18 protein-coding genes are annotated in these 20,246 nt (G+C 59.4%); 12 read left to right on the forward strand and 6 right to left on the reverse strand.

All coding sequences use genetic code 11. From position 1 onward, the window contains the following. The first annotated feature begins 212 nt into the window (after positions 1–212). Positions 213–680, forward strand: a complete 468-nt coding sequence (locus NW870_RS10590) for a peroxiredoxin family protein (protein ID WP_011432999.1) — start codon at positions 213–215, stop codon at positions 678–680. Here the strand turns inward: NW870_RS10590 and NW870_RS10595 are convergent. Beyond that, complete coding sequence (locus NW870_RS10595) at positions 673–3,069, reverse strand: glycoside hydrolase family 31 protein (RefSeq protein WP_414375242.1); 2,397 nt, start codon at positions 3,067–3,069, stop codon at positions 673–675. The two genes, NW870_RS10590 and NW870_RS10595, sit on opposite strands and share 8 nt — an antisense overlap. A 229-nt stretch (positions 3,070–3,298) precedes the next feature. Between NW870_RS10595 and NW870_RS10600 the strand changes: the two genes are divergently transcribed. Further along, positions 3,299–4,438, forward strand: a complete 1,140-nt coding sequence (locus tag NW870_RS10600; protein ID WP_414375243.1) for a PQQ-dependent sugar dehydrogenase — start codon at positions 3,299–3,301, stop codon at positions 4,436–4,438. A 94-nt stretch (positions 4,439–4,532) separates the two neighbouring features. Here NW870_RS10600 and psbH read toward each other — a convergent pair whose 3' ends face one another. Continuing rightward, positions 4,533–4,736 (reverse strand): photosystem II reaction center phosphoprotein PsbH, encoded by a 204-nt coding sequence (gene psbH, locus NW870_RS10605; protein ID WP_011432996.1) that lies wholly within the window; start codon positions 4,734–4,736, stop codon positions 4,533–4,535. Positions 4,737–4,953: 217 nt separating this feature from the next. On the opposite strand from psbH, the gene psbN reads away from it, so the two are divergent. Together psbN and dapF are read left to right on the forward strand one after the other, a co-directional pair. Further along, positions 4,954–5,085, forward strand: a complete 132-nt coding sequence (psbN, locus tag NW870_RS10610) for a photosystem II reaction center protein PsbN (protein WP_011432995.1) — start codon at positions 4,954–4,956, stop codon at positions 5,083–5,085. Between the two features lie 26 nt (positions 5,086–5,111). After that, a complete protein-coding gene (gene dapF / locus NW870_RS10615) occupies positions 5,112–5,981 on the forward strand; it encodes a diaminopimelate epimerase (protein ID WP_414356040.1) in 870 nt (289 codons plus the stop codon). Between the two features lie 3 nt (positions 5,982–5,984). Here the strand turns inward: dapF and NW870_RS10620 are convergent, their stop codons facing one another. After that, positions 5,985–6,629 carry a hypothetical protein gene (locus NW870_RS10620; protein WP_414375245.1) on the reverse strand — a complete coding sequence of 215 codons (645 nt, stop codon included), beginning with the start codon at positions 6,627–6,629 and terminating at the stop codon, positions 5,985–5,987. Between the two features lie 130 nt (positions 6,630–6,759). Next, positions 6,760–7,338 (reverse strand): hypothetical protein, encoded by a 579-nt coding sequence (locus tag NW870_RS10625; RefSeq protein ID WP_414375247.1) that lies wholly within the window; start codon positions 7,336–7,338, stop codon positions 6,760–6,762. A gap of 186 nt (positions 7,339–7,524) precedes the next feature. On the opposite strand from NW870_RS10625, the gene pcrA reads away from it, so the two are divergent. The 3 genes from pcrA (at position 7,525) to NW870_RS10640 (ending at position 14,686) form a co-directional block, all read left to right on the forward strand. Next, positions 7,525–9,885 (forward strand): DNA helicase PcrA, encoded by a 2,361-nt coding sequence (gene pcrA / locus NW870_RS10630; protein WP_414375248.1) that lies wholly within the window; start codon positions 7,525–7,527, stop codon positions 9,883–9,885. A gap of 269 nt (positions 9,886–10,154) precedes the next feature. Further along, positions 10,155–11,426, forward strand: a complete 1,272-nt coding sequence (locus NW870_RS10635; RefSeq protein ID WP_414375249.1) for an efflux RND transporter periplasmic adaptor subunit — start codon at positions 10,155–10,157, stop codon at positions 11,424–11,426. 62 nt (positions 11,427–11,488) lie between these two features. Continuing rightward, positions 11,489–14,686 (forward strand): efflux RND transporter permease subunit, encoded by a 3,198-nt coding sequence (locus NW870_RS10640; protein WP_414375250.1) that lies wholly within the window; start codon positions 11,489–11,491, stop codon positions 14,684–14,686. Positions 14,687–14,728: 42 nt separating this feature from the next. Here NW870_RS10640 and NW870_RS10645 read toward each other — a convergent pair whose 3' ends face one another. Next, on the reverse strand, positions 14,729–15,049 hold the full coding sequence (locus NW870_RS10645) for a hypothetical protein (protein WP_414356049.1): 321 nt from the start codon (positions 15,047–15,049) through the stop codon (positions 14,729–14,731). A gap of 524 nt (positions 15,050–15,573) precedes the next feature. Between NW870_RS10645 and NW870_RS10650 the strand changes: the two genes are divergently transcribed. Continuing rightward, entirely contained in the window at positions 15,574–16,065 is a 492-nt protein-coding gene (locus tag NW870_RS10650; RefSeq protein ID WP_414356050.1) for a cytochrome c oxidase assembly factor Coa1 family protein, read from the forward strand. A gap of 80 nt (positions 16,066–16,145) precedes the next feature. Beyond that, the gene (locus NW870_RS10655) at positions 16,146–17,684 is read left to right on the forward strand and encodes a YcjF family protein (protein ID WP_414375252.1); all 1,539 of its coding nucleotides are present in this window, start codon (positions 16,146–16,148) and stop codon (positions 17,682–17,684) included. A 20-nt stretch (positions 17,685–17,704) separates the two neighbouring features. Here the strand turns inward: NW870_RS10655 and NW870_RS10660 are convergent, their stop codons facing one another. After that, on the reverse strand, positions 17,705–18,019 hold the full coding sequence (locus tag NW870_RS10660; RefSeq protein WP_414344672.1) for a hypothetical protein: 315 nt from the start codon (positions 18,017–18,019) through the stop codon (positions 17,705–17,707). Between the two features lie 195 nt (positions 18,020–18,214). On the opposite strand from NW870_RS10660, the gene rpsN reads away from it, so the two are divergent. The 3 genes from rpsN to NW870_RS10675 form a co-directional block, all read left to right on the forward strand. Further along, the gene (gene rpsN, locus NW870_RS10665; RefSeq protein ID WP_011432985.1) at positions 18,215–18,520 is read left to right on the forward strand and encodes a 30S ribosomal protein S14; all 306 of its coding nucleotides are present in this window, start codon (positions 18,215–18,217) and stop codon (positions 18,518–18,520) included. A 57-nt stretch (positions 18,521–18,577) separates the two neighbouring features. Then, the gene (locus NW870_RS10670) at positions 18,578–19,210 is read left to right on the forward strand and encodes a ribonuclease D (protein ID WP_414375254.1); all 633 of its coding nucleotides are present in this window, start codon (positions 18,578–18,580) and stop codon (positions 19,208–19,210) included. Between the two features lie 137 nt (positions 19,211–19,347). Next, on the forward strand, positions 19,348–20,246 hold an 899-nt coding region (locus tag NW870_RS10675), incomplete at its 3' end, for an RNA-guided endonuclease TnpB family protein (RefSeq protein WP_414375256.1).

The following is a 20,246-nucleotide window of genomic DNA, read 5'->3' on the forward strand; positions in this document are numbered from 1 at the left end:
GCCTGCTGTGCTGCTTGGCGATGGTTGACTGAACGAGTTACTTGTCAAGGTTCTGGGGCGCCGGGGCTGGGTGGCCTCATCAGCGCTTTACTACCCTATCCCCACCACCACCCCCACGTCAAGATATCCAACCCAAAATTTTTTGAAGCCAGAAGGGATCCGGATCCACCGCTAGACTGTTGAAGTGAGCTTAGTTTGGGTCAGACGGGTTTATGGGGATTGTGATTGGGGCTGTTGCTCCTGACTTTAGCTTGCCTGCGGTGGGGAAAGGGATCCAAAAGGGAGCCCAGATTTCACTGGCGGCCTACCGGGGCAAGAGCAAGGTGTTGCTGGCCTTTTACCCGGCGGATTTTTCCCCGGTATGCACGAGCGAGATGCGTTGCTTTCGGGAGGATTGGGAAGCTTTCCGGGCCGCGGGCTGCGAGATCTTGGGGATCAGCAGCGATCCCCTCTCCAGGCACCAAGCCTTTGCCGAGCAGCTTAAGCTGGAGTTTCCTTTGCTGAGCGATGTGGACAGAACCGTGAGCCAGCAGTACGGGGTGGACAGCCTGCTGGGGACGCGGCGGGCCTATTTTTTGGTGGATAGCCAAGGGATCCTACGCTACCAGCATGTGGAGTGGCTGCCCTTGTTCAAGCGAGACAACCGGGAGCTGCTGGAGGCCGTGAGGGCGATTAGCTAAACGGGGGATCCTCTGGGGTGGGCCAGAGAACCCGTTGCGGCTGTCCGGTGTCCGGCAGGGAGAGGGGAGTGTGGCCAAGGGGCTCCAGAAGCCAGCTACGCTGGGGCGGGCTCCAGTTGCCCTGGCGGGCCTCGATCTCCAGAATGAGCTGGCCATTTTGCTGTCGCAAGCGGAAGAGGGTGGTGGCCCAGGCTCCTGCTCGATGGGCGAGGGTTTCCCCGTCGTCTTCGTAGAGGGTGAAGCTGCCGTTGCCGGGGTAGAGTTTGAGGTGCGGTTGGTCACGGCGCAGGTGGGCGGTGGACGGGCAGGGGGGAGCTAAAGGCAGAACGGAGCCACCCCGCACAAACAGCGGCAGTTGTTCGAGAGGGGCAGGGACGAGAATGTAGCGGGGGCCGGTGTGGGCCTGACCTGTCCACCAATCAAACCAAGTGCCCTGGGGTAGGTAAACAGCGCGGCACCGCACGCCAGGCCGAACCACAGGGGCAGCTAGGAGGGCGGATCCCAGCATGGCTTGATCTGAGATCTCGTAGGTTTGCGGATCGTCGGGAAACTCGTAGAGAAGGGGGCGCAAGATGGGGGATCCGGTTTGGCTGGACTCCCAAAAGAGGCTGTAGAGGTAGGGCAGCAGCTGGTAACGCAACTGAATGGCCTGCCGGCAGATGGCTTCAATCTCTGGGCCAAAGCTCCAGGGCTCGTGGGGGCGGGTGCCCAGGGCGCTGTGGCCGCGCATGAGGGGGTAAAGAATTCCCATTTGCATCCAACGGGCAAACAGCTCGGGAGTGGCATTGCCACCGAAGCCGCCGATGTCCGCGCCGACAAAGCTAACTCCCGACAGGCCCAGGTTTAGGAGCATGGGCAGGGACATCTCCAGGTGTTCCCAGGAGGATTGGTTGTCGCCTGTCCAGACGGCAGCCCAGCGCTGGATCCCAGCAAAGCCGGAGCGAGTCAGCACGAAGGGGCGCCGGTTGGGGTTGAGCTGTTCCAAGCCTTCACGGGAAGCGCGTGTCATCAGCAGGCCGTACAGGTTGTGAACTTCGGCGTGGGTGGTGGGTTCGTCGGGTGGGCCTTGGGGGGCATCGAGGGGGATATCGACGATCTGGCCGCCGTCTCCAAAGGGGCGGTCGTTGAGGGCCGGCTCGTTCATGTCGTTCCAGATGCCATCCACACCGGCTTGGGTGAGAACCCGTTGCCAGGATCCCCACCACTGCCGCACTCCGGGGCGCAAGAAGTCGGGAAAGAGGACTTTGCCTGGCCAAACGTAGCCATGGAAGAGGTGGCTGTCGGCGCGGCGGATAAAGAAATCCTGGGCCAAGCCCTCGTCGAAGACGGCGTAGTCGGCTTCGGGCTCGAACTTGACGCCGGGATCCACAATGGCTACCACCCGGAAGCCAGCCTCGTGGAGTTGGGCCATGAGCCGGGCCGGTTCGGGGAAGCGGCGGGGATCCCAGGTGAAGACGCGGTAGCCGCGCATGTAGTCGATATCCAAGTAAATGACGTCGCAGGGGATCTGCCGCTGGCGAAATTGCTGCGCAACGGTTTGAACCTGGGCGGCGCTGGCGTAGCTCCAGCGGCACTGTTGGTAGCCCAAGGCCCAGAGGGGAGGAAGGGGAGGCCGCCCAGTGAGTTGGGTGTAGGTCTCGAGCACCAAGGCCGGGGTGGGGCCGTAGATCAGGTAGTAATCCAGCTCGGGGGCGCGCACCTCGATGGCCCACTGCTCGGGATCGATCTGGCCCAGGTCGAACTGGCTCCAGTGGGTGCAGTGCAGGAAGAGCCCGTAGCAGAGGTTGGGGCGAAGAAACAGGGCGAAGGGAATGGCCTGGTAGAGATTGTCGCTGTGGGCGTCGTAGTTCCAGCAGTCGCGAGTCCAGTGGCTGTAGCGCCGACCCCGTTTGTTGAGTAGCCCCGCCCGTTCCCCTAAGCCATAGATGTGCTCGGCAGGGTGGAGGTGTTTGACCAGGCGGATGCTATCGGATCCCCAGGTAAGCCCAGAGGAGACATCGGCGCAGAACTCTTGCCCTTGAGAATCTTGAAAACTAAACCGGATGGGATCCCGGTCGATGCGGACTTGCACCAGCGAGGTGGACAGGTGGACTTGGGCAGGGCTTTCCTGCAGTTGAAAGGAAGTCGGCGGCCACTCTTCGTCGGCTAGGGCAACATCCCAAGAACGACGGGGCAAAAACGCTCCGCTGGGGCTAAAGCGCAGCCGAAACAGACGGGGGGTGAGCACCTGCATAGACCAGCGGCCCTGGGCACAGATGAGGTGGATCCCTCTGGAGTGGGGCTGGAGCTGCTGCAGGGATCCGCAGGTTGGCCTTTGGGGCGGGCGGGCGGGGGATTGGCCGTTCGCGCCCGCGGGATCGAGTCCCAAGATCTCGCCAGGTTCCAGCATGCTTTGGGGACAGATTGCTGCTCTCAAGGCTAGCCTATGGCCGGGAGGGAACAGCGGGTTGCCCACTCTGGTCCGCAGTGGGTTTTACCCTCATCGGTACCCCTCTCCAGAAGAGCAGCGGCAATAATCGGTTAGCTCAGATCCCAGAATCCATCGCGAAAACGAGGCGGCAATGGCCATGAGGATCCCGGCGAGCAAACTTCTCTCCGCGCTACTGCTTTTGGGAGGGTTGTCCGCCCCCCCTGCCGTGGTGGCCTATCCGGTCAGCCCTGAAACGGTGATGGCCCTGCAACGGGGGGAGCATGCCCAAGCCCTACCCAGAGCCAGAACAGAGCAGCGTTTTCGGGTCGTGACTCTGGCAACCGGGCTGGAGCATCCCTGGGGGATGGCCTTTCTGCCAGATGGGACAATCGTGGTAACCGAACGACCAGGCCGGCTGCGCCGGGTTACCGACCAGGGGTTGGATCCCCAGCCAATAGCCGGTGTGCCCGAGGTGTTTGCCCAGGGGCAGGGGGGCCTGCTGGACATCGCCTTGCACCCCAACCATGCAGAGAACGGCTGGACTTATCTGTCTTATGCAGCGCCTGGGCCCGGTGGGGGAGGCACGCGGGTGGCGCGAGCCCGTCTGGGGGAAGGGGGCCTACAGGATCTGGAAGTGATTTTTGATATGGAGCGCAAAACCCCTGCCCGGCAGCACTTTGGCTCCCGTTTGGTCTTTGACGAAGAAGGATTCCTCTACATCAGCACCGGAGACCGGGGAGAACGGGATCGAGCCCAAGATTTGGGGGATGCTGCCGGTAAAGTGTTGCGCATTACGGATGCGGGCGGGATCCCGGCGGACAACCCATTTGTCGGCCAAGCAGGGGCTTTGCCGGAAACTTTTACCTATGGCCACCGCAACATTCAGGGAATGGCCCGCCACCCTGAAACAGGGGCAATTTGGTCCCATGAACATGGGCCGCAGGGTGGGGACGAGATCAACATCTTGGCCCCCGGCGTCAACTACGGCTGGCCCCTAATCACCCACGGTCGAGAATATACGGGAGAACCCGTCGGCCAAGGACTGGCGGCAGCTCCCGGCTTGGCTTCCCCTCTGCTGCACTGGACGCCCTCTATCGCTTCTTCTGGCATGACTTTCTACACGGGAGAGGCTTTCCCAGAATGGCGGGGCAACCTGTTTGTGGGGGCGCTGGCCGGGCAACACTTGGCCCGTCTGGTACTGGATGGAGAGCGCGTGGTGGCAGAAGAGCGTCTCTTAGAGGGGGCGGTGGGCCGCATTCGCGATGTGCGGCAGGGGCCGGATGGACTCCTTTACCTGTTGACGGACGCCCCGAATGGATCCCTGCTGCGCCTGGAGCCAGCACCCTGAAGGCATCGGCTTAGGAGATGACGGAAACTATCCTGCTCCCGCTGGGCAGCTCTTTGGCGGGACAGGGACTTTCCCCAGAGTAGGGCCTGGGAACTCAAAAGCTGAGGCTCTCCCAGGAGACGTTAATGTCTTCCAAGAGCAGCGACTTGTTGTAAATCTGCAGGATGATCAACAGGAAGACGGCAAATAGGGCCATGAAGACCGCCATCAGGGGCGTGGTGCCCCAGCCGGGAGCCACTTTACCGTATTCCGAGTTGAGGGGACGCAGCAGATCGCCCAGTCTGGTACGAATGGCCATAGGTTCTCGCAGTAAGTTAGGAACAGAACACATTGATGAAGTCGAAGATGACCAACCCGGGCGGTGGATCCTTGGTGCTCGGCACCGCCCAGACAGCCACCCCATTAAAATCACGCTATCAGAATCTGGCCAACCCCTTTTGCCTTGAGCAATGAATTGTAAACTTGTGTAATACTGTAGTCGAACGCTCTCAGGATCTGAGGACTCAGACTTAGATATGGAACCCACCTTTTCCCTAATTGTGGCGATTGCGGCAGTCACCATCTGCATCACCGCGTTTGCCATCTACACGGCCTTTGGCCCCCCTTCCAAGGACTTGCAGGATCCCTACGAGATGCACGAGGATTAAAGCTTGTCGTTGGGATATCTGGGTAAATGTCTGCTCGGCTGATCCCCCATCTCTCTTTTCACAAGTACCAGGGTTTGGGGAACGATTTTATCCTGGTGGACAACCGCCGGCAGTCTCAGCCCTGCTTGAGCCCGGAAGAGGCCGTCGCCCTTTGCGATCGCCGCTTTGGGGTAGGAGCCGATGGAGTTATTTTCCTGCTGCCAGGGCAGGAGGGGGCGGACTTTAGCATGCGCCTCTTCAACAGCGATGGTTCCGAGGCGGAGATGTGCGGCAATGGGATCCGCTGTTTGGCCCGCTTTCTGCAGGACTTGGGGATCCCAGGTCGGGATGGCGCCTACCAGATCCACACCTTGGCGGGGCGAATCGTGCCGCAGGTGCGGGCAGATGGGCTGGTCACAGTGGACATGGGGATCCCTCGCCTTTTGGCCAAGCAGATCCCCACCACCTTGGTCGAACCGGATGAGAAGGTCATTCGGCAGCCGCTTGCAGTGGCCGGGCGAGAGTGGCGGGTGACGGCGGTGAGCATGGGCAACCCCCATTGTGTGGTCTTCCTGGAAGAAGAGGGATCCCTGGAGGAGCTGGACTTGGCAGCTGTGGGCCCCCTGTTTGAGCATCATCCGGCCTTTCCTGAGCGCACCAACACCGAATTTGTGCAGGTGCTCAGCCCGACTCGTCTGCGCCTACGGGTTTGGGAACGGGGAGCAGGGGCAACGCTGGCCTGTGGGACGGGTGCCTGTGCCACTTTGGTGGCTGCTGTCTTGGAAGAGCGGGCAGAACCGCAAGCTACGGTGGAACTGCCGGGAGGAAATCTGGAAATTCGCTGGGATCCGAGCACACAGCACGTGTGGATGACCGGCCCTGCCCTACACGTCTTCAGCGGCACCACTGCCGGTTGAGAACTAGGCTCCCAGACCCAACAGGAGGATGGCCAGCAGGCCGAGGATCCCATAGGCAACGCTCCAGCCCTGCCGCCAGATCAGCGCCACTGCCAGGCCCAATAAGACCAAGCCCAAGCCCAGGCCAAGGCGGAGAAATAGAGGGTGTACAAACTGGCTGAGGGAGCGTTTGAGCCAGGGGAAGATCACCCCCAAGGCGAAGGCCAGTCCTACGGGGATCCAATCGATCCAACCTGTCTGCTCCCAGCCCCCCAACAGGTAAAAGCCGCCCAGACAAAGGCCCAGGCAGAAAAACAGCACCCGCATGCCGGGATAGTCTTGTCGATAGTTGAAAGCAAGGCTTCGGAGCTCCTTGGGGTGGGCCAAGACCAATGGCTCTACAGCAAAGCTTTCGCTCCACTCCGGCGCTTCTTCAGTTTGTCCGCGGCACCAAAGGTAAACGTTGACCTTGCGCAACCCTTGCAGCAGAGAGGCTTCCACCGCACTGCGCACCACCTCCATCACCTGCAGGGTATCCACCACATCGCCCGGCAGCCGTTCCAGCAGCACGTTGAGAACAGGCCCCTTCAGCTCGGCTCGGCCAAACAGCCGCAAGTTGGCAAGCTTGTAATCGAGGATTTGGTTCAAGATTTTGAGCTGGCGGCGCATGGGATCCCGCGAACAGAGAGCCGTCGTTCGACCGGTTGACTCAAAGCTTCAACATGACCGGTATGACCAGTCTAACGGTTGGGCCAGAGCGGCAGAAAAGAGACGTTCCCGGTGTGAAAAGGAGGTGGGACTATCCGATGAGGGTGCGAATGCACCGGCGAATGCTGAGGTTGGATCGCTCCAAGTCGGCAAATCCGCTCAGAAGAGTTCCCTGGCCGTCCAAAAGCAGCAAAGCGGCCTGTTGGCGAAAATTGATCCCAGGCAAGGTTGCAGCGGCTATTTCTTGCAGCTTCTGGATGGTTTCTCCCTCAAAATCGACAGAGACGTACACAAATGGAGAAACCAAACGAGGATCCGTCGGCACGCTCTCTCGGATGACCTGCAAAACCAAATTTCGCACCAACAGCAGCCCCCTACCATCTACCAGCACAATCTGTCGCAGTCGGGGGTTTCGCCCGAACTCCAGGGCCAAACTTTTGGAGAGGGCTTCCGATTGCGAGCGGGTTTGGCTGTTGGTCAGGATCAGCGCTTGAATGCCGTCGTACCGACTTAAGTCAAGCTGCCCTCCGAAAACGCTCTCCACTTTGAAAGCCAGAGATTCATCACGGTTACCATTGCTGGGGCAGTTGCCGGCTTGAACGGGATCGAACGCGCCCGCCAAAAGCAGGACAAGGGTGACAAACCCCGAAGCGACAAGTCTCTTTGGCAAGCAAAGCCAGCAGCGGTTAGCCGGGGCACAGCAGCAGGACAGCACTCGGTTCATGGCGGGGAGTTCTGGAGCGGGCCGGCCAAATCTTAACCGATCTTCATCTTTGGCGTTCCAAAATGACCTCTCGGCTTCTCATCCCCATTGGGTTGGTGCCCATAATGGAAGGCAGTTTCTGGTTTGCTGGCCATGACTCACGCCTCTTTGCTGGATGCCCTCAACCCTTCTCAACGGCAAGCGGTGCAACACTTTTGTGGCCCGCTGCTGGTGGTGGCGGGGGCAGGTTCCGGCAAGACGCGCGCCCTCACCCACCGCATTGCCTACCTGGTTCGCCACTATCGGGTGGATCCAGGAGAAATTTTGGCCGTGACCTTCACCAATAAGGCTGCCCGTGAGATGAAAGAGCGCATTGAGCAGCTCTTTGCCGAGCAAGAAGCTCAAGAACAATTTGGGATCCCGCTGGAGCAATTGGAGCCAGCCCAAGTCACCCGGCTGAAATCCAGCGTTTACCATCGGCTGATTAAACCCCTTTGGATCGGCACTTTCCACAGCTTATTTGCCCAGATCCTGCGCCTGGAGATCGAAAAATATCAGGATCCCAAGGGGCGCAAGTGGACTCGCCACTTCTCGATCTTCGATGAATCAGATGCTCAATCTCTGGTGAAGGAGATTGTAACCAAGCAACTGAACTTGGATGAGCGCAAGTTTGACCCAAGGTCGGTACGCTACGCCATTAGCAATGCCAAAAACCAAGGTTGGACTCCTGCCGACCTGGAGCGCAATCAGCCCAACTTCCGTGGCCGTACCATTGCCCAAGTTTACGAAATCTATGAAGACCAACTGGCAGCCAACAATGCTCTGGACTTTGATAACTTGATTTGGATACCAGTGCAGCTTTTTCGACAAAACGAGCAGGTGTTGGCTTACTGGCACCAACGATTTCGACACATTTTGGTGGATGAATACCAAGACACCAACCGCACTCAGTATGAGTTGATTCGTCTGTTGGCCACCAACGGCGAGACCTGCAGATCTCGGTTGGATTGGAGAAACCGATCGATCTTTGTGGTGGGAGATGCCGATCAAAGCATCTATCGGTTTCGCGGGGCAGATTTTACCATTTTGCTGGAGTTTCAAGAGACCTTTGGAGATGGTCTCCCGGATGATGATACCCGCACCATGATCAAGCTGGAGGAGAACTATCGCTCTACAGCTACCATTCTGCAGGCAGCTAACGCTCTCATCGAGAAAAATACAGAGCGCATTGATAAAGTTCTCAGGCCAACCCGTCAGCAAGGAAATCCGATTTTTCTTCATCAGGCGGATGACGAGATTGCAGAGGCGGAGTTTGTTGTCAATACCATCCGGCGGTTACACGGCCAAAATGCCAATGCTTTTTCCTGGGGAGATTTTGCCATTCTCTACCGCACCAACGCTCAATCCCGTCCTTTTGAAGAGGTCTTGCTGCGGTGGGGGATCCCTTACACCGTGGTGGGCGGACTGCGATTTTACGACCGCAAAGAAATTAAGGATGTCCTAGCCTATTTGCGGGTTGTGGCCAACCCTGCCGACTCCTTTAGCCTGCTGCGAATTATTAACGTGCCGCGCCGTGGCATCGGCAAATCTACTCTGGACAAGCTGACCGAAGCGGCGGCGGCTCTCAACGTGCCTTTGTGGGAAATTCTCAGCGATGAAACCTCTGTAAGTAGCTTGGCGGGCCGTTCGGCTAAGCCTGTCATTCAGTTTGCTCAGTTGATTCAGCATTGGCATCGACAGGCTTCTCAGACTTCAGCCGCCACCCTTATCGAAGGGTTGCTAAGGGATTCCGGCTATTTGGAGGATCTCAAGGCACAGGGTACAGACGAAGCCGAAGAAAGAGCGGCCAACGTGATGGAACTTTACAATGCCGCCCGCCAATTCGAGGAAGAACAGGAGGATCCCAGCCTTGAGGCTTTTTTGAGCAATGTGTCTTTGGCTTCCGACTTGGACAACCTTCAGGAAGGCGCTGAGAAAGTTTCGCTAATGACGTTGCACTCTTCCAAAGGTTTGGAGTTTCCTGTTGTGTTCTTGGTGGGGGTGGAACAGGGTCTATTTCCCAATTTCCGGGCTTTGGAGGATCCCGCTGCTTTGGAAGAAGAGCGACGCCTTTGCTACGTGGGCATTACCCGTGCCCGTGAGCAGTTGTATATCAGCCACGCCAGGGAAAGGATGCTCTACGGCAACCGAGAACCGGCCATTCCTTCCGTATTTTTAAGTGAGCTACCTCAAGAGTTGATCGAGTCCGACAGGCGCGGAGCCCCTTCTCGACAGCTTTCCCACGGCAGTGGGCTGCCCCTTGCAACGGCACACAAGGCCAAGCCCAATCCCGGCCAAGGCCGTTCAGAACAGTGGGCGATTGGCGATCGCTTGCAACATCCCCAATTTGGACAAGGCCAGATTACCCATGTGTTCGGCAGCGGTGAACGGGTCACGATTGCGGTGAGGTTTCCCGGTATTGGGCAACAGAAAATCCTGGATCCCCGTATTGCTCCCATTCAAAAGCTCAGCTAAGCGGCTGAACTCGGAAGGAACCCAGTGATGAAGAGAGATAAGGGGAAGTGGTGTAGAAGTCTGTAGCTCATTCGAGATTGCCTTTGCAGGAACCTCTTGTGCTGGTGAAAGGCTCTCTGGAGAATGGGTTGGCAGGGATCCCTTTTATCGTGTAGAACTGTGAAGGTCTGCCAGAGTAAAGCCCCTGAAAGGTTCACGAGTTCACCGTCTGGGTTTGAACCATTTCGCTAGGTGGGCAGTCCAAACCGACAAGTCGTTCTCTTGTGCCTGTGAGCCGGGTTTACTCTCCCCAATGGCAGCTTCCTCACGCCTGCACACTCAGCCTAGTGCTGTTTTTGGGTGTTCCTAGCTCTGTCGTCTATGCCCAGATGTTTTGGGCCCAGCGTCCAGCAGGGATGGGAGCACCGCGTCCTGTCTCGGTAGATGTGACCAGAGCCCAGGTGGGATCCCTGGGGGCCGACTTGCGTTACACCGGCACTACCCAGCCCCTGCGGCAAGCCACGCTGCGAACCCGTACCGAAGGATTGCTCTTGGAGTTATCGGTGGAGGTCGGGGATCCCGTCCAAGAGGGGCAACTGCTGGGCCAACTGGATCCCACGCTGCTGCAGGCTGCTCTTCTCCAGGCCCAGGCCCAACTGGCAGCGCAAGAATCTCAGGTGGCACAGGCACAAGCGCAGCTCAGCAATGCCCGCACCCAAGTGGAGCAGGCCCGTCTGAATCTTCTACAACAGGAAGCCGATGCCGAGCGCCTAGGACGGTTGGCACAGGAGGGAGCTGTTTCTGCCCAGCAGGCGGAGCAAGCTCGTACTGCGGCCCGCACCGCCGCCCAGGCTTTGCGCTCTGCGGAAGACCAGGTTCGCGTCCAAGAACAAGCCGTGATCGCCGCCCAACGCCAGGTGGAAGCGCAGAGATCTTTGGTGGCTCAGGCCCAAGAGCGCCTTTCCTACACACAGTTGCGAGCACCCCTAAGTGGGGTGGTGCTCTCCCGGCAGGCGGATCCGGGCAGCTTTTTGAACTCAGGGGCAGATGTACTGACGGTGGCCGATTTCAGCCAGGTGAGGGTGGAGTTTCCCCTCTCCGAGTTGGAGTTGTCGCGCGTACAGGTGGGCCAAGCCGTTCGGGTGGAATTGGACGCTTTTCCCGGCCAGAGCTTCGCCGGACAAATTGTCCGCATTTCCCCGGCTGCGGATCCCCAGGCCCGTCTGATCCCGGTTGAAGTGGTGATCGCCAATCCCAACGGACGCATTGGCAGTGGGCTGCTGGCGCGGGTGGCATTGACGGGGCCGGCGGCTCAACGGGTGATCGTTCCCGCAACAGCGATTCAGCAGAATGGGCCGGGTTCTGCTACGGTCTTTGTGGTGGAGCGGCAGGGAGAAGTAACGCGGGTGTTGGCCCGCCCGGTGCAATTGGGAGAACAGCGGGATGGACGGGTGGAAATTGTGTCGGGATTGGAGGCTGGCGAACCGTTTGTGGTGCGCAGCTCTGCTCCTCTCCAAGATGGGCAGGAAGTGCAGTTGAGTGTCATCTCCGAACGATTTTGATCTGAATACTCTGGATAGCAAGTTTCTGAATAGCAAGTTTGAATAGCAAGGAAGCCAAACCCATGACCCCAGCCAACAGTGGACTCAGCCTCAGCGGCCTGGCCATCCGCCGCCACATCGGCACCCTGATGCTGGCCTTGGCAGTGATCGTCATGGGCCTCTATTTCCTCACCCGCCTGCCGGTGGACTTGCTGCCCTCGATTGTCTATCCCCGTATTGGCGTGCGGGTGGAGCTGGCGGGAGTAACCCCAGAGGTGGCCGTTGAGGAGATCACCCGCCCTTTGGAAGACTCTCTTTCCACAGTGGAAGGGGTGGAACAGCTCTATTCCACCACCCGCGAAGGGCAGGTTCGGGTGGATCTCTTCTTTGCGCCAGGGGGGAACATCGACCAAGCCCTGAACGACACCACGGCAGCGGTGAACCGGGCCAGAGGGCGGCTGCCGGATGGGGTTTCGGCTCCCACGGTGTTCAAGTTTGACCCCTCCCAGTTGCCTGTTTACGAGTTTGCCCTGAGCGCGCCTGGGCTGACGGGCGTGGAGCTGCGCCGCTTTGCTGAAGCAGAGTTGGCCCGCGAGCTGGGAGTGGTGCCGGGGGTGGCTACGGTGGATGTGGCCGGGGGCACCCTTGAAGAGGTGCAGGTGGATCTGGACTTGGAGCGGCTGCAGGCCCTGGGGCTGGGCCTAGCGGATGTGCTCGGCCAACTGCAAGCCCGCAACCAGGATCTTGCCGGTGGTCGGATCCGCGGCGAGCTGTTGGAGCCTTTGACGCGCACAATGGGCCGGTTCCGCAGCCTAGAAGACATTCAAGCGTTGCGCTTCAACACCCCCAGCGGAGGAACGGTGCACCTGCGCGATTTTGCCACGGTGGCTGTTCGCCCTGCCGCCGAAGGGGTGCGGGTAACCTTGAATGGAGAGCCGGCGGTGCGCCTGAGCATTCAAAAGCAGCCCGATGCCAATACCATCCGCGTGGTGGACGGGATCCGTCGCCGCCTGGAGCAACTGCGGGCCGCTGGCCTCATCCCGCCGGAGGTGACCCTGATCCCCACCGGCGACGAGTCCCGCTTCATCCGCAGCTCGATTCAAAGTGTGGCTCTTGCCGGCGTGAGTGGGGGGGTGCTGGCCGGGCTGGCGGTGCTGCTGTTTTTGGGATCCCTGCGCCAGACCCTGATCGTGGTGGCGGCCATTCCTCTGGCCACCCTGATGGCGGTGTTGCTGATGGGCCTGTTCGGCCTTTCCATCAACATCATCAGCCTGGGGGGCCTGGCCCTGGGGGTGGGGATCGTGGTGGACAACGCCATCGTGATGTTGGAAGCCATCGCTAAAGGAACAGAAGGGATCCCGCGGCAGGATGCCCGTTGGTTTGGGCAGCGGGTGCTCGAGCAGGCGGAGCGCAGCAGCCGCCAGTTGGAATCGGCCCTGGTGGCCTCAACGGCCACCAACTTGGTGTCGGTGTTGCCCTTTTTGCTGGTGGGAGGGTTTGTTTCGCTGATTTTCAACGAGCTGATTTTGACCATCAGCTTTGCTGTGGCCGGATCCCTGGTGGTGGGCCTGACGGTGGTGCCCATGCTCACCTCACGCCTGTTGACGATTCGCCGCAGCAGTGGATTGGGGCAGTGGGGCCCGATCCGCAGCTTTGCGCGGGCGATGCTGGGCGGCACCTACGCCTACCAACGGTTGCTGAGCCGTCTGTTAGAACGACCTGCCTTGCCGATCTTGCTGGCATTTCTTCTCCTGGGCGGAGGGAGCTACTGGATGGCCGGGCAACTGAACCAGGAGCTGCTGCCCCGCATCAGCACCGGGCAGGTGAACCTGTCTGCCAACTTTGCCCCCGGCACCACCCTAGATACCAACCACCGCATTATGCAGGAGGTGGATCGCCTTCTGCTGCAACAGCCTGAGGTGGAGTATGTGTTCACCACCGCAGGCGGATCTGCCTTCGGGGGCAGCACCTTTGAAAACCCCCTGCGGGGCACCAGCACCATCACCCTTAAGCCCGGCACAGCAGTGCGGCCCTTTGTGGATCGGATGAATGAGCTGGTCAGCCAACTCAACCTGGTGGGATCCCGCATCCGCCTGTCTCCGGGCAGTGTACGCGGCCTTTCCGCCCGTAACTCTGCCATCAATGCCGAAGTGGATGTGGTGCTTCAAGGGGAAGGCACCCAGGCGCTTCAAGAGGCCAGCCGCACAGTGTTGCGGGCCTTGGACGAACAGGCCACCCTCTCCACCTTCCGCCCCGAGGCGGATGACAGCCAACCGGAACTCCAGATTTGGCCCGATTGGGAGCGGGCCGCCCCCTTGCGCCTCAGCCTTCAGGACATAGGCCGGGTGGTACAGACGGCAGTGCAGGGATCCGTGCCCGCCCAACTGCAGCAGGGAGACCGCCTCCTGGATGTGCGGGTTCGCCCGGCCACGTCCATCACCCAGCCTTCGCAACTGGAGCGCCTGCCCTTGGTTGTGCAGAATGGGCAGCCCCTGCGCTTGGGGGATGTGGCCAGGTTGCAGATGGGGGAGGCCCCTGGGGAAATTCGCCGTCTCAACCAACGGCAGGTGGTCATTTTGAACGGCAGTCTTAGGGCCGGGGCCAGCCAAAGTGCCGCCATCGCCGAGCTGGATGGGATCTTATCCGGCTTGGAGTTGCCCCCCGGCGTGACCCGCCTGCCCAGCGTGGCTTTGGAAAACAACCGGGAGCTGCGCAATAACCTGCTGCTGCTGGGATCCCTGGCAGCTTTTTTGGTGTTTGTGGTGATGGCGGTGCAGTATAACTCCCTCCTCGACCCGCTGGTGATCATGCTGACGGTGCCCTTGGCTCTCTCCGGCGGGATCCTGGGCTTGTTCCTCACCCGCACGGCTGTGGGCGCTACGGTGCTGGTGGGGGCGGTGCTGCTGGTGGGCATTGTGGTCAACAACGCCATTTTGATGGTGGAGTTGGCCAACCAAATCCGGGAGGAACAGGGCTTGGATTACCGCAGTGCCATGCTAGAGGCTGCCCCGCAGCGGCTGCGCCCGATCCTGATGACCGCCGTGACGACGGTGCTGGGCCTGTTTCCCTTGGCCCTGGGCTGGGGAGAGGGATCCGAACTGCTACAGCCGCTGGGGGTTGTGGTCTTTTCCGGCCTTTCCCTGGCGACGCTGCTGACGTTGTTGGTGATCCCTTGCTTTTATGTGCTGCTGCATGGCGGGGAAAGCAAAACCTCAACTCCCTCTTTTCCCCAGCTAGCGGTTGCCCCACCCCCAGCCTTGTCCGAGACTTCCGGTCAGTAGCTGTGGTTGGCGTTGCTGATGGATTGGCGTTGTTGATCTCGGTTAGCTGACCTTGGGGTTAGGCTTAGGCACCAGTTTCAGCCCAGAAGGTTGGGGCTGTGCGTCCTCGGCTCTGTCCGGTACCAGGCGCAGGGGCGGGCCAAAGCGGCCAACCGCTATGGTGTTGTGCAAAGCCGGGATCTGGCGGATGGATTCCTGGCGTAGGCAGCGGTGCAAACGGCGCAGCAGAAACAGGTCGGCTTCGGAGCACTCCTCTCGGAATAGCCTCACGTTGAGTTCGTGTTCCTGAGCAGCAGTGAGCAGACCGGTCATCATGGCGGTTTGAATGATCTGCTGCACGGTCACGGTCGTCGCTTCATCCATAGGTTTATGCGGTTGGATTGAGACCTTTTGCTGCTCTTATTCTCGATAAATCCCCCTGATATTTACTCCGCCAAATAGCGGATTCGATATGCGCGCTTTGTCATCTTTCCCAATGTTCAGGAAATAGGGCTTTCCAGGTATCCATTGACTTTCTGATCCATCCAGATCCTATTCAGGCGAAAAGCTTGAAATCCTTGCTTCACAAGCCTTTCCAATCGAAGTGGGAGTAGAGCCAACAATTGGATACGTAGGGATCCAATCCTCACTGCAGTACAAAATTAGACTCAACAGTGAGTTGCTTGAACTTGCCAAAGAGGTGCTGATCCCATGATTTTTCGAGCTGTTGTTTGAGGCCGTAACAGATATCTGTGGCAATACGGAACTGAGAAGCGATGTTCGTCACCGACAAATGGCGTAGGGTTGCTTGGCTTTTTGTCTGTACCTTGTCGGCAATGAAGGCATAGAGGATGAGCACCAGCTTTGTGTTGTGTTAGTGTGGGGGCATTCTGTAGTGGCGATTGGCCGTGTCGGAAACTCCACAAACAGTCGGCTGTGCTGTCCCTCTGGGCTGCTGTGGCTGCGGCTGTTTGGGCCTGCTGGCGGTGTTGGGCTTGGGGCTGGCGGGGGCAGGGATCCTGATCTGGAATGGGATCCGCACTTCGGGTGCCTATCGCACCTACCAGTTGGCGGTGGAGCAGCTCAAACAAAATGCTGTGGTGGTGGAACGTCTGGGGGAACCCTTGAGGCCGGGATGGCCCTCGCGGCTGCGTTTTCAGGAAAATGAGGAAGCGGGCTGGGTGTGTCTGTCTTTTTTGATTACAGGGGCCCAGCGCACCGGCGATGTGGTTGTGGAATCGGAGCGGGGCATGGCGGGCTCGGCATGGCAGTTGCGCCATCTGCAGGTGAAAGTTGACGGGGATCCGCAGGCCATTCCGGTCATTGAGGGGGGATCCCGCTGTGAAGAGGAAGAGCCGGATAGAGAAGCCCTGCCCCTGCAGCCAGAGGGCGACATCTAGGTAGCCGAATAGGCTCAGCCGCGGGTAGAGTCAAAAGGACTCCGTCCCGCTGACGCGAACGGTTGTGGCCTTGGATCCCTATGCGGTCGCTCCCTTACCTGCGCTTGCTGCTGTTGTTGGCGCTGTTGGCCTCGTTCACCGGCCTGATCGTTTGGCTAATCCAATCGTTTCTCGATCTGTACTACGCCACCCGTTACCACCCGATTTTGGGGGGGCTGTTGATCGGGGTGCTGCTGCTGCTGCTGCTGGTGTTTTTGGCCGCTGCCATCTACTACTTGTTTCTGTTTCGCCAACCCGCCCCCAGCAGGAGGGAAATTACCCAACCCCTTGCCTTGCCGGAGACGGCCTTGGACAAGCGGAAAGCGGCGCAACAGAACTTGGCCCAACTGGAGGCGCAGATGGCGCAAATCCAGGATCAGGTGGCGCGGGCAGCGCTGGCAGAACGGTCGGCCCTACTGGCCAAACAATTGGCCCAGCCCCAACTGAAGGTGGTGGTCTTCGGCACCGGGTCGGCGGGCAAGACTTCTCTGGTGAACGCGCTGCTGGGGCGGCGGGCGGGGGCGGTGGGGGCCACTCTGGGCACCACCCAGGCGGTAGCTTGTTACGATTGGAACTTGCCCGGGATCCCGCAGCCGGTGCAGATCGTGGATTGCCCCGGCATTTTGGAGATCGGCCCGGCAGGGGTGATGCGGGAACAGGAGGCGCAAGCCCAAGCCCAAGCTGCCGATCTGCTCCTAGTGGTGGTGGATGGGGATCTGCGCCAGTCAGAGGTGGATCCCTTGCGCCGGTTGATCGCCCTGGGCAAGCGGGCCTTGCTGATCCTGAACAAAGCGGATCGCTACACCTCAGAAGAACGGCAGATCCTCTTGCAACGCCTGCGGGAGCGGGTCTACCCCCTGATTCCACCTCAGGATGTGTTGATAGCTGCCGCTGCTCCAGCCCCTGTGCGGGTGGGATCCCAAACCTGGCGACCGGAGCCGGAGGTGGCGGCGGTGCGGGATCGCGTGCAGGCGGTGCTCTATGCCGAGGGGGGATCCCTGGCCTTGGACAATGCCCTGCTGCAATCGCAACAGTTGGGGGAAGAGGCCAAACGGATTCTCCAAGCCCAACTGCGCCGGCAGGCGGAGGAGGTGATCGATCGCTTTCAGTGGATTGTTACAGGAGTGGTGTTCGCCAACCCCATCCCGGCGGTGGATCTGCTGGCCATTGCCGCCATCAACGCCCAGATGGTGGTGGAACTGGGATCCCTTTACGGCTGCAAGATGGATCTGCAGCAGGGGCGGGAGCTGGCCTTGTCTCTGGCCAAAACCTTAGCGGGCTTGGGCTTGGTGGAAGGAGCGATCCAACTGACCACGGGGATCTTGGCCACCGTTGCCGAGGTAAGCGTCGTCGGTTTTCTGGCGACAGCCCCCATTCAGGCGGCCAGCGCCGGCTATCTCACCCGCATTGCCGGCAAGAGCTTCATTGAGTACTTCCAGCACAACCAAAGCTGGGGCGAAGGGGGGATGCAGGCGGTGGTTAAGGCCCAGGTGCAAAATACCCAAAAATCCGGTTGGCTCAAAGAGTTTGTCCGCGAGGCTTCTCGGCGCATTTTCCGAAATGGAATGAGCAAAGACTAAAGGGCCAGCCCAAGGGATCCCTAATGGCCGCTCAGGGCAATATCCGTCGGCATGAAGGCCAGCTTCAGTTGCGCCACATAATCGGCGTAGCTCAGTGCCGGCCCAGTGTCCCAATCCGCCAAGCCGTGCATGCACTTCGACCATTGAATGAAGGCGGCAGGATAGATATAGGCCAAACTGGGATCCTGCAAAACCTCTTTGGGCAGTGGAGAGGCCGACTTCAGCACTGCCAACAGAGCCGGCGGCTTGTGGAGAATCACGCGCGTGGCCTCAATCTGCTCTGGGGAAACCCTAAACTTGGTGGCAATAAACGGGATCACTCTGGAAATGGCCATCACCAACACCAACCTCGCCTGTAGAGGTAGGTTGCCCCCAAGCCGAGGGGCTGGCCTCAGGGATCCTACGGAGACCGGAAAAGGAGGGATGAACATTGGCGAGGATGGCCGTGGGCGGGCCTGGGATCCCCTTGCTTGGGGCCGCTGCTCCCCGTTATTCTAGTGAAGCTGAAAAATCTGGGGAAACAGTGAGCCGTGGCTAAAAAGAGCATGATCGAGCGGGAGAAAAAGCGCCAACGCTTGGTCGAGAAGTATCGGGAGAAGCGCCAACAACTGAAAGCGGCCATGGCCGATCCCAACATCGACCAGGCCACCCGCATGGAGCTGCACGCCCAACTGCAAAAACTCCCTCGGGCCAGCTCGCCCACACGCCTGCGCAACCGCTGCTGGAAAACCGGGCGTCCCCGGGGTTACTTCCGCGATTTCGGCCTGTGCCGCAACAGCCTGCGGGAAATGGCCCACAGAGGCTTATTGCCAGGCGTAGTTAAGTCTAGCTGGTAGTTGCCTGGCCTTCGCCGCTTGGTTGAACGGCCAAAACATCCTTTTGAGAGATCCTGAGTGGGCCTGCAACCTTTTCAGCTCTGTGACGAAGATCTCACCCCTGCAGTGGCAAAGGCCCTGGCCAGGGAACCTTACCTGGCCGTGGATACAGAAACAATGGGGCTGATCCCGCAGCGGGACAGGCTTTGCGTGGTGCAAATCGCCAACTCCGCCGGTGAGGTGGTGCTGTTGCGGTTGAGCCGTGGAGTAAAGCAGGCCCCCCTTCTGGCAGGGCTGCTGACGGATCCCAACATTGAAAAGATTTTCCACTACGCCCGCTTTGACCTGGCGATGCTGCGCTATCACCTGGGGATCCGGGCGTGGCCTGTCTTTTGTACCAAAATTGCCAGCAAACTGGCCCGCACCTACACCAGCAAACACAGCCTCAAAGATGTGGTGAGCGAGCTGTGCGGGGTCGAACTCAACAAAGCTGCCCAAAGCTCCGACTGGGGGGCCGTTCACGCGCTATCCGCCGAACAGCTGGAATATGCCGCCAACGATGTTCGCTATTTGATCCCGGTGCGCCACAAGTTGGCGGAGATGTTACGGCGGGAAGAACGCTGGGAGTTGGCGCAGCAGTGTTTCCAACATTTGCCTACTTTGGTAGAGCTGGATCTGTTGGGCTTCAGTAACGTCTTCGAACATCAGTAGGCGGGGCTTTACTTGATAGACAGTCACCGAATTTTCGGGCTGGAGGCCCGCACCATAGCCGCAGGCTTGGTGTCGGGAGGAAAGTCCTCCTCTATATAGGTTTGCTGGTCAAAGTCTGGATGAGCTACGATAGGCCCATGAGCCAGACTATATCGGTACGTTGCAAGCTGATAGTCCCACAAGAGTTGCGTCAAGAGATTGACCGCACCTTGCAGGGATTTGCTGACGCTTGCAACCAGATCTTGGATACCGCCAAGCGCGAGAAGTGCTGGAATACCGCCAAGCTGCACCACTTGGTCTATCGGCCGGTAAGGGCAGCAACGGGGCTGAAGGCCAACCACGTCTGTCAGGCGCTCCGTCGGGTGATTAGCAATGCCAAGGCAGTGAAGCAAGTCCACAAGTTCCGCCCCACCAGTCTGACTTTGGACGCTCGCACTTTTAAGTACCGGGAGTCTGAACAGACTGTTGGTGTGACTCTGTTGAGCGGGCGAGTCTGGCTCAAACTCAAGATCGGTGGCTACCAGATAGCGCTCTTGCGGGGGCAAGCGCCCACCAGCGCTACTCTGTCCAAGACCAAGCAAGGTGACTACTATATCAACATTGCTATTGAGCTAGACACTCCCCCGACCGGCAAAACTCCAAAGGTAATCGGAGTTGACTTGGGCAGGCGGGATATTGCCACCGCTAGCAACGGACGTTCTTGGAGTGGAGAACACATCCAGGCCGTCCGTGACCGGTTCAGCCGTGTACGCGCCAAGGTTCAATCCAAACGCACTCGCAGCTCTAGGCGGCTGCTGAGAAGGCTCTCTGGGAGAGAACGGCGCTACCAGACATGGCTGAACCACAACATTAGCAAAACCTTGGTCAGGGATGCCCAGGCTATTGGTGCGGCACTGGCTTTTGAAGACTTGACAGGCATTCGAGAGCGCCTGAATCAGAAGCCTCGCAGCAAGACTGAGCGGCGCAGGACTAACAACTGGGCGTTCTACCAGCTCAGGATGTTTGTAGCCTACAAGGCTGCCATTGCTGGAGTGCC

This window comes from Synechococcus sp. R50.1 (assembly GCF_047462115.1).
In the GTDB taxonomy this organism is placed as follows: Bacteria; Cyanobacteriota; Cyanobacteriia; order Thermostichales; family Thermostichaceae; genus Thermostichus.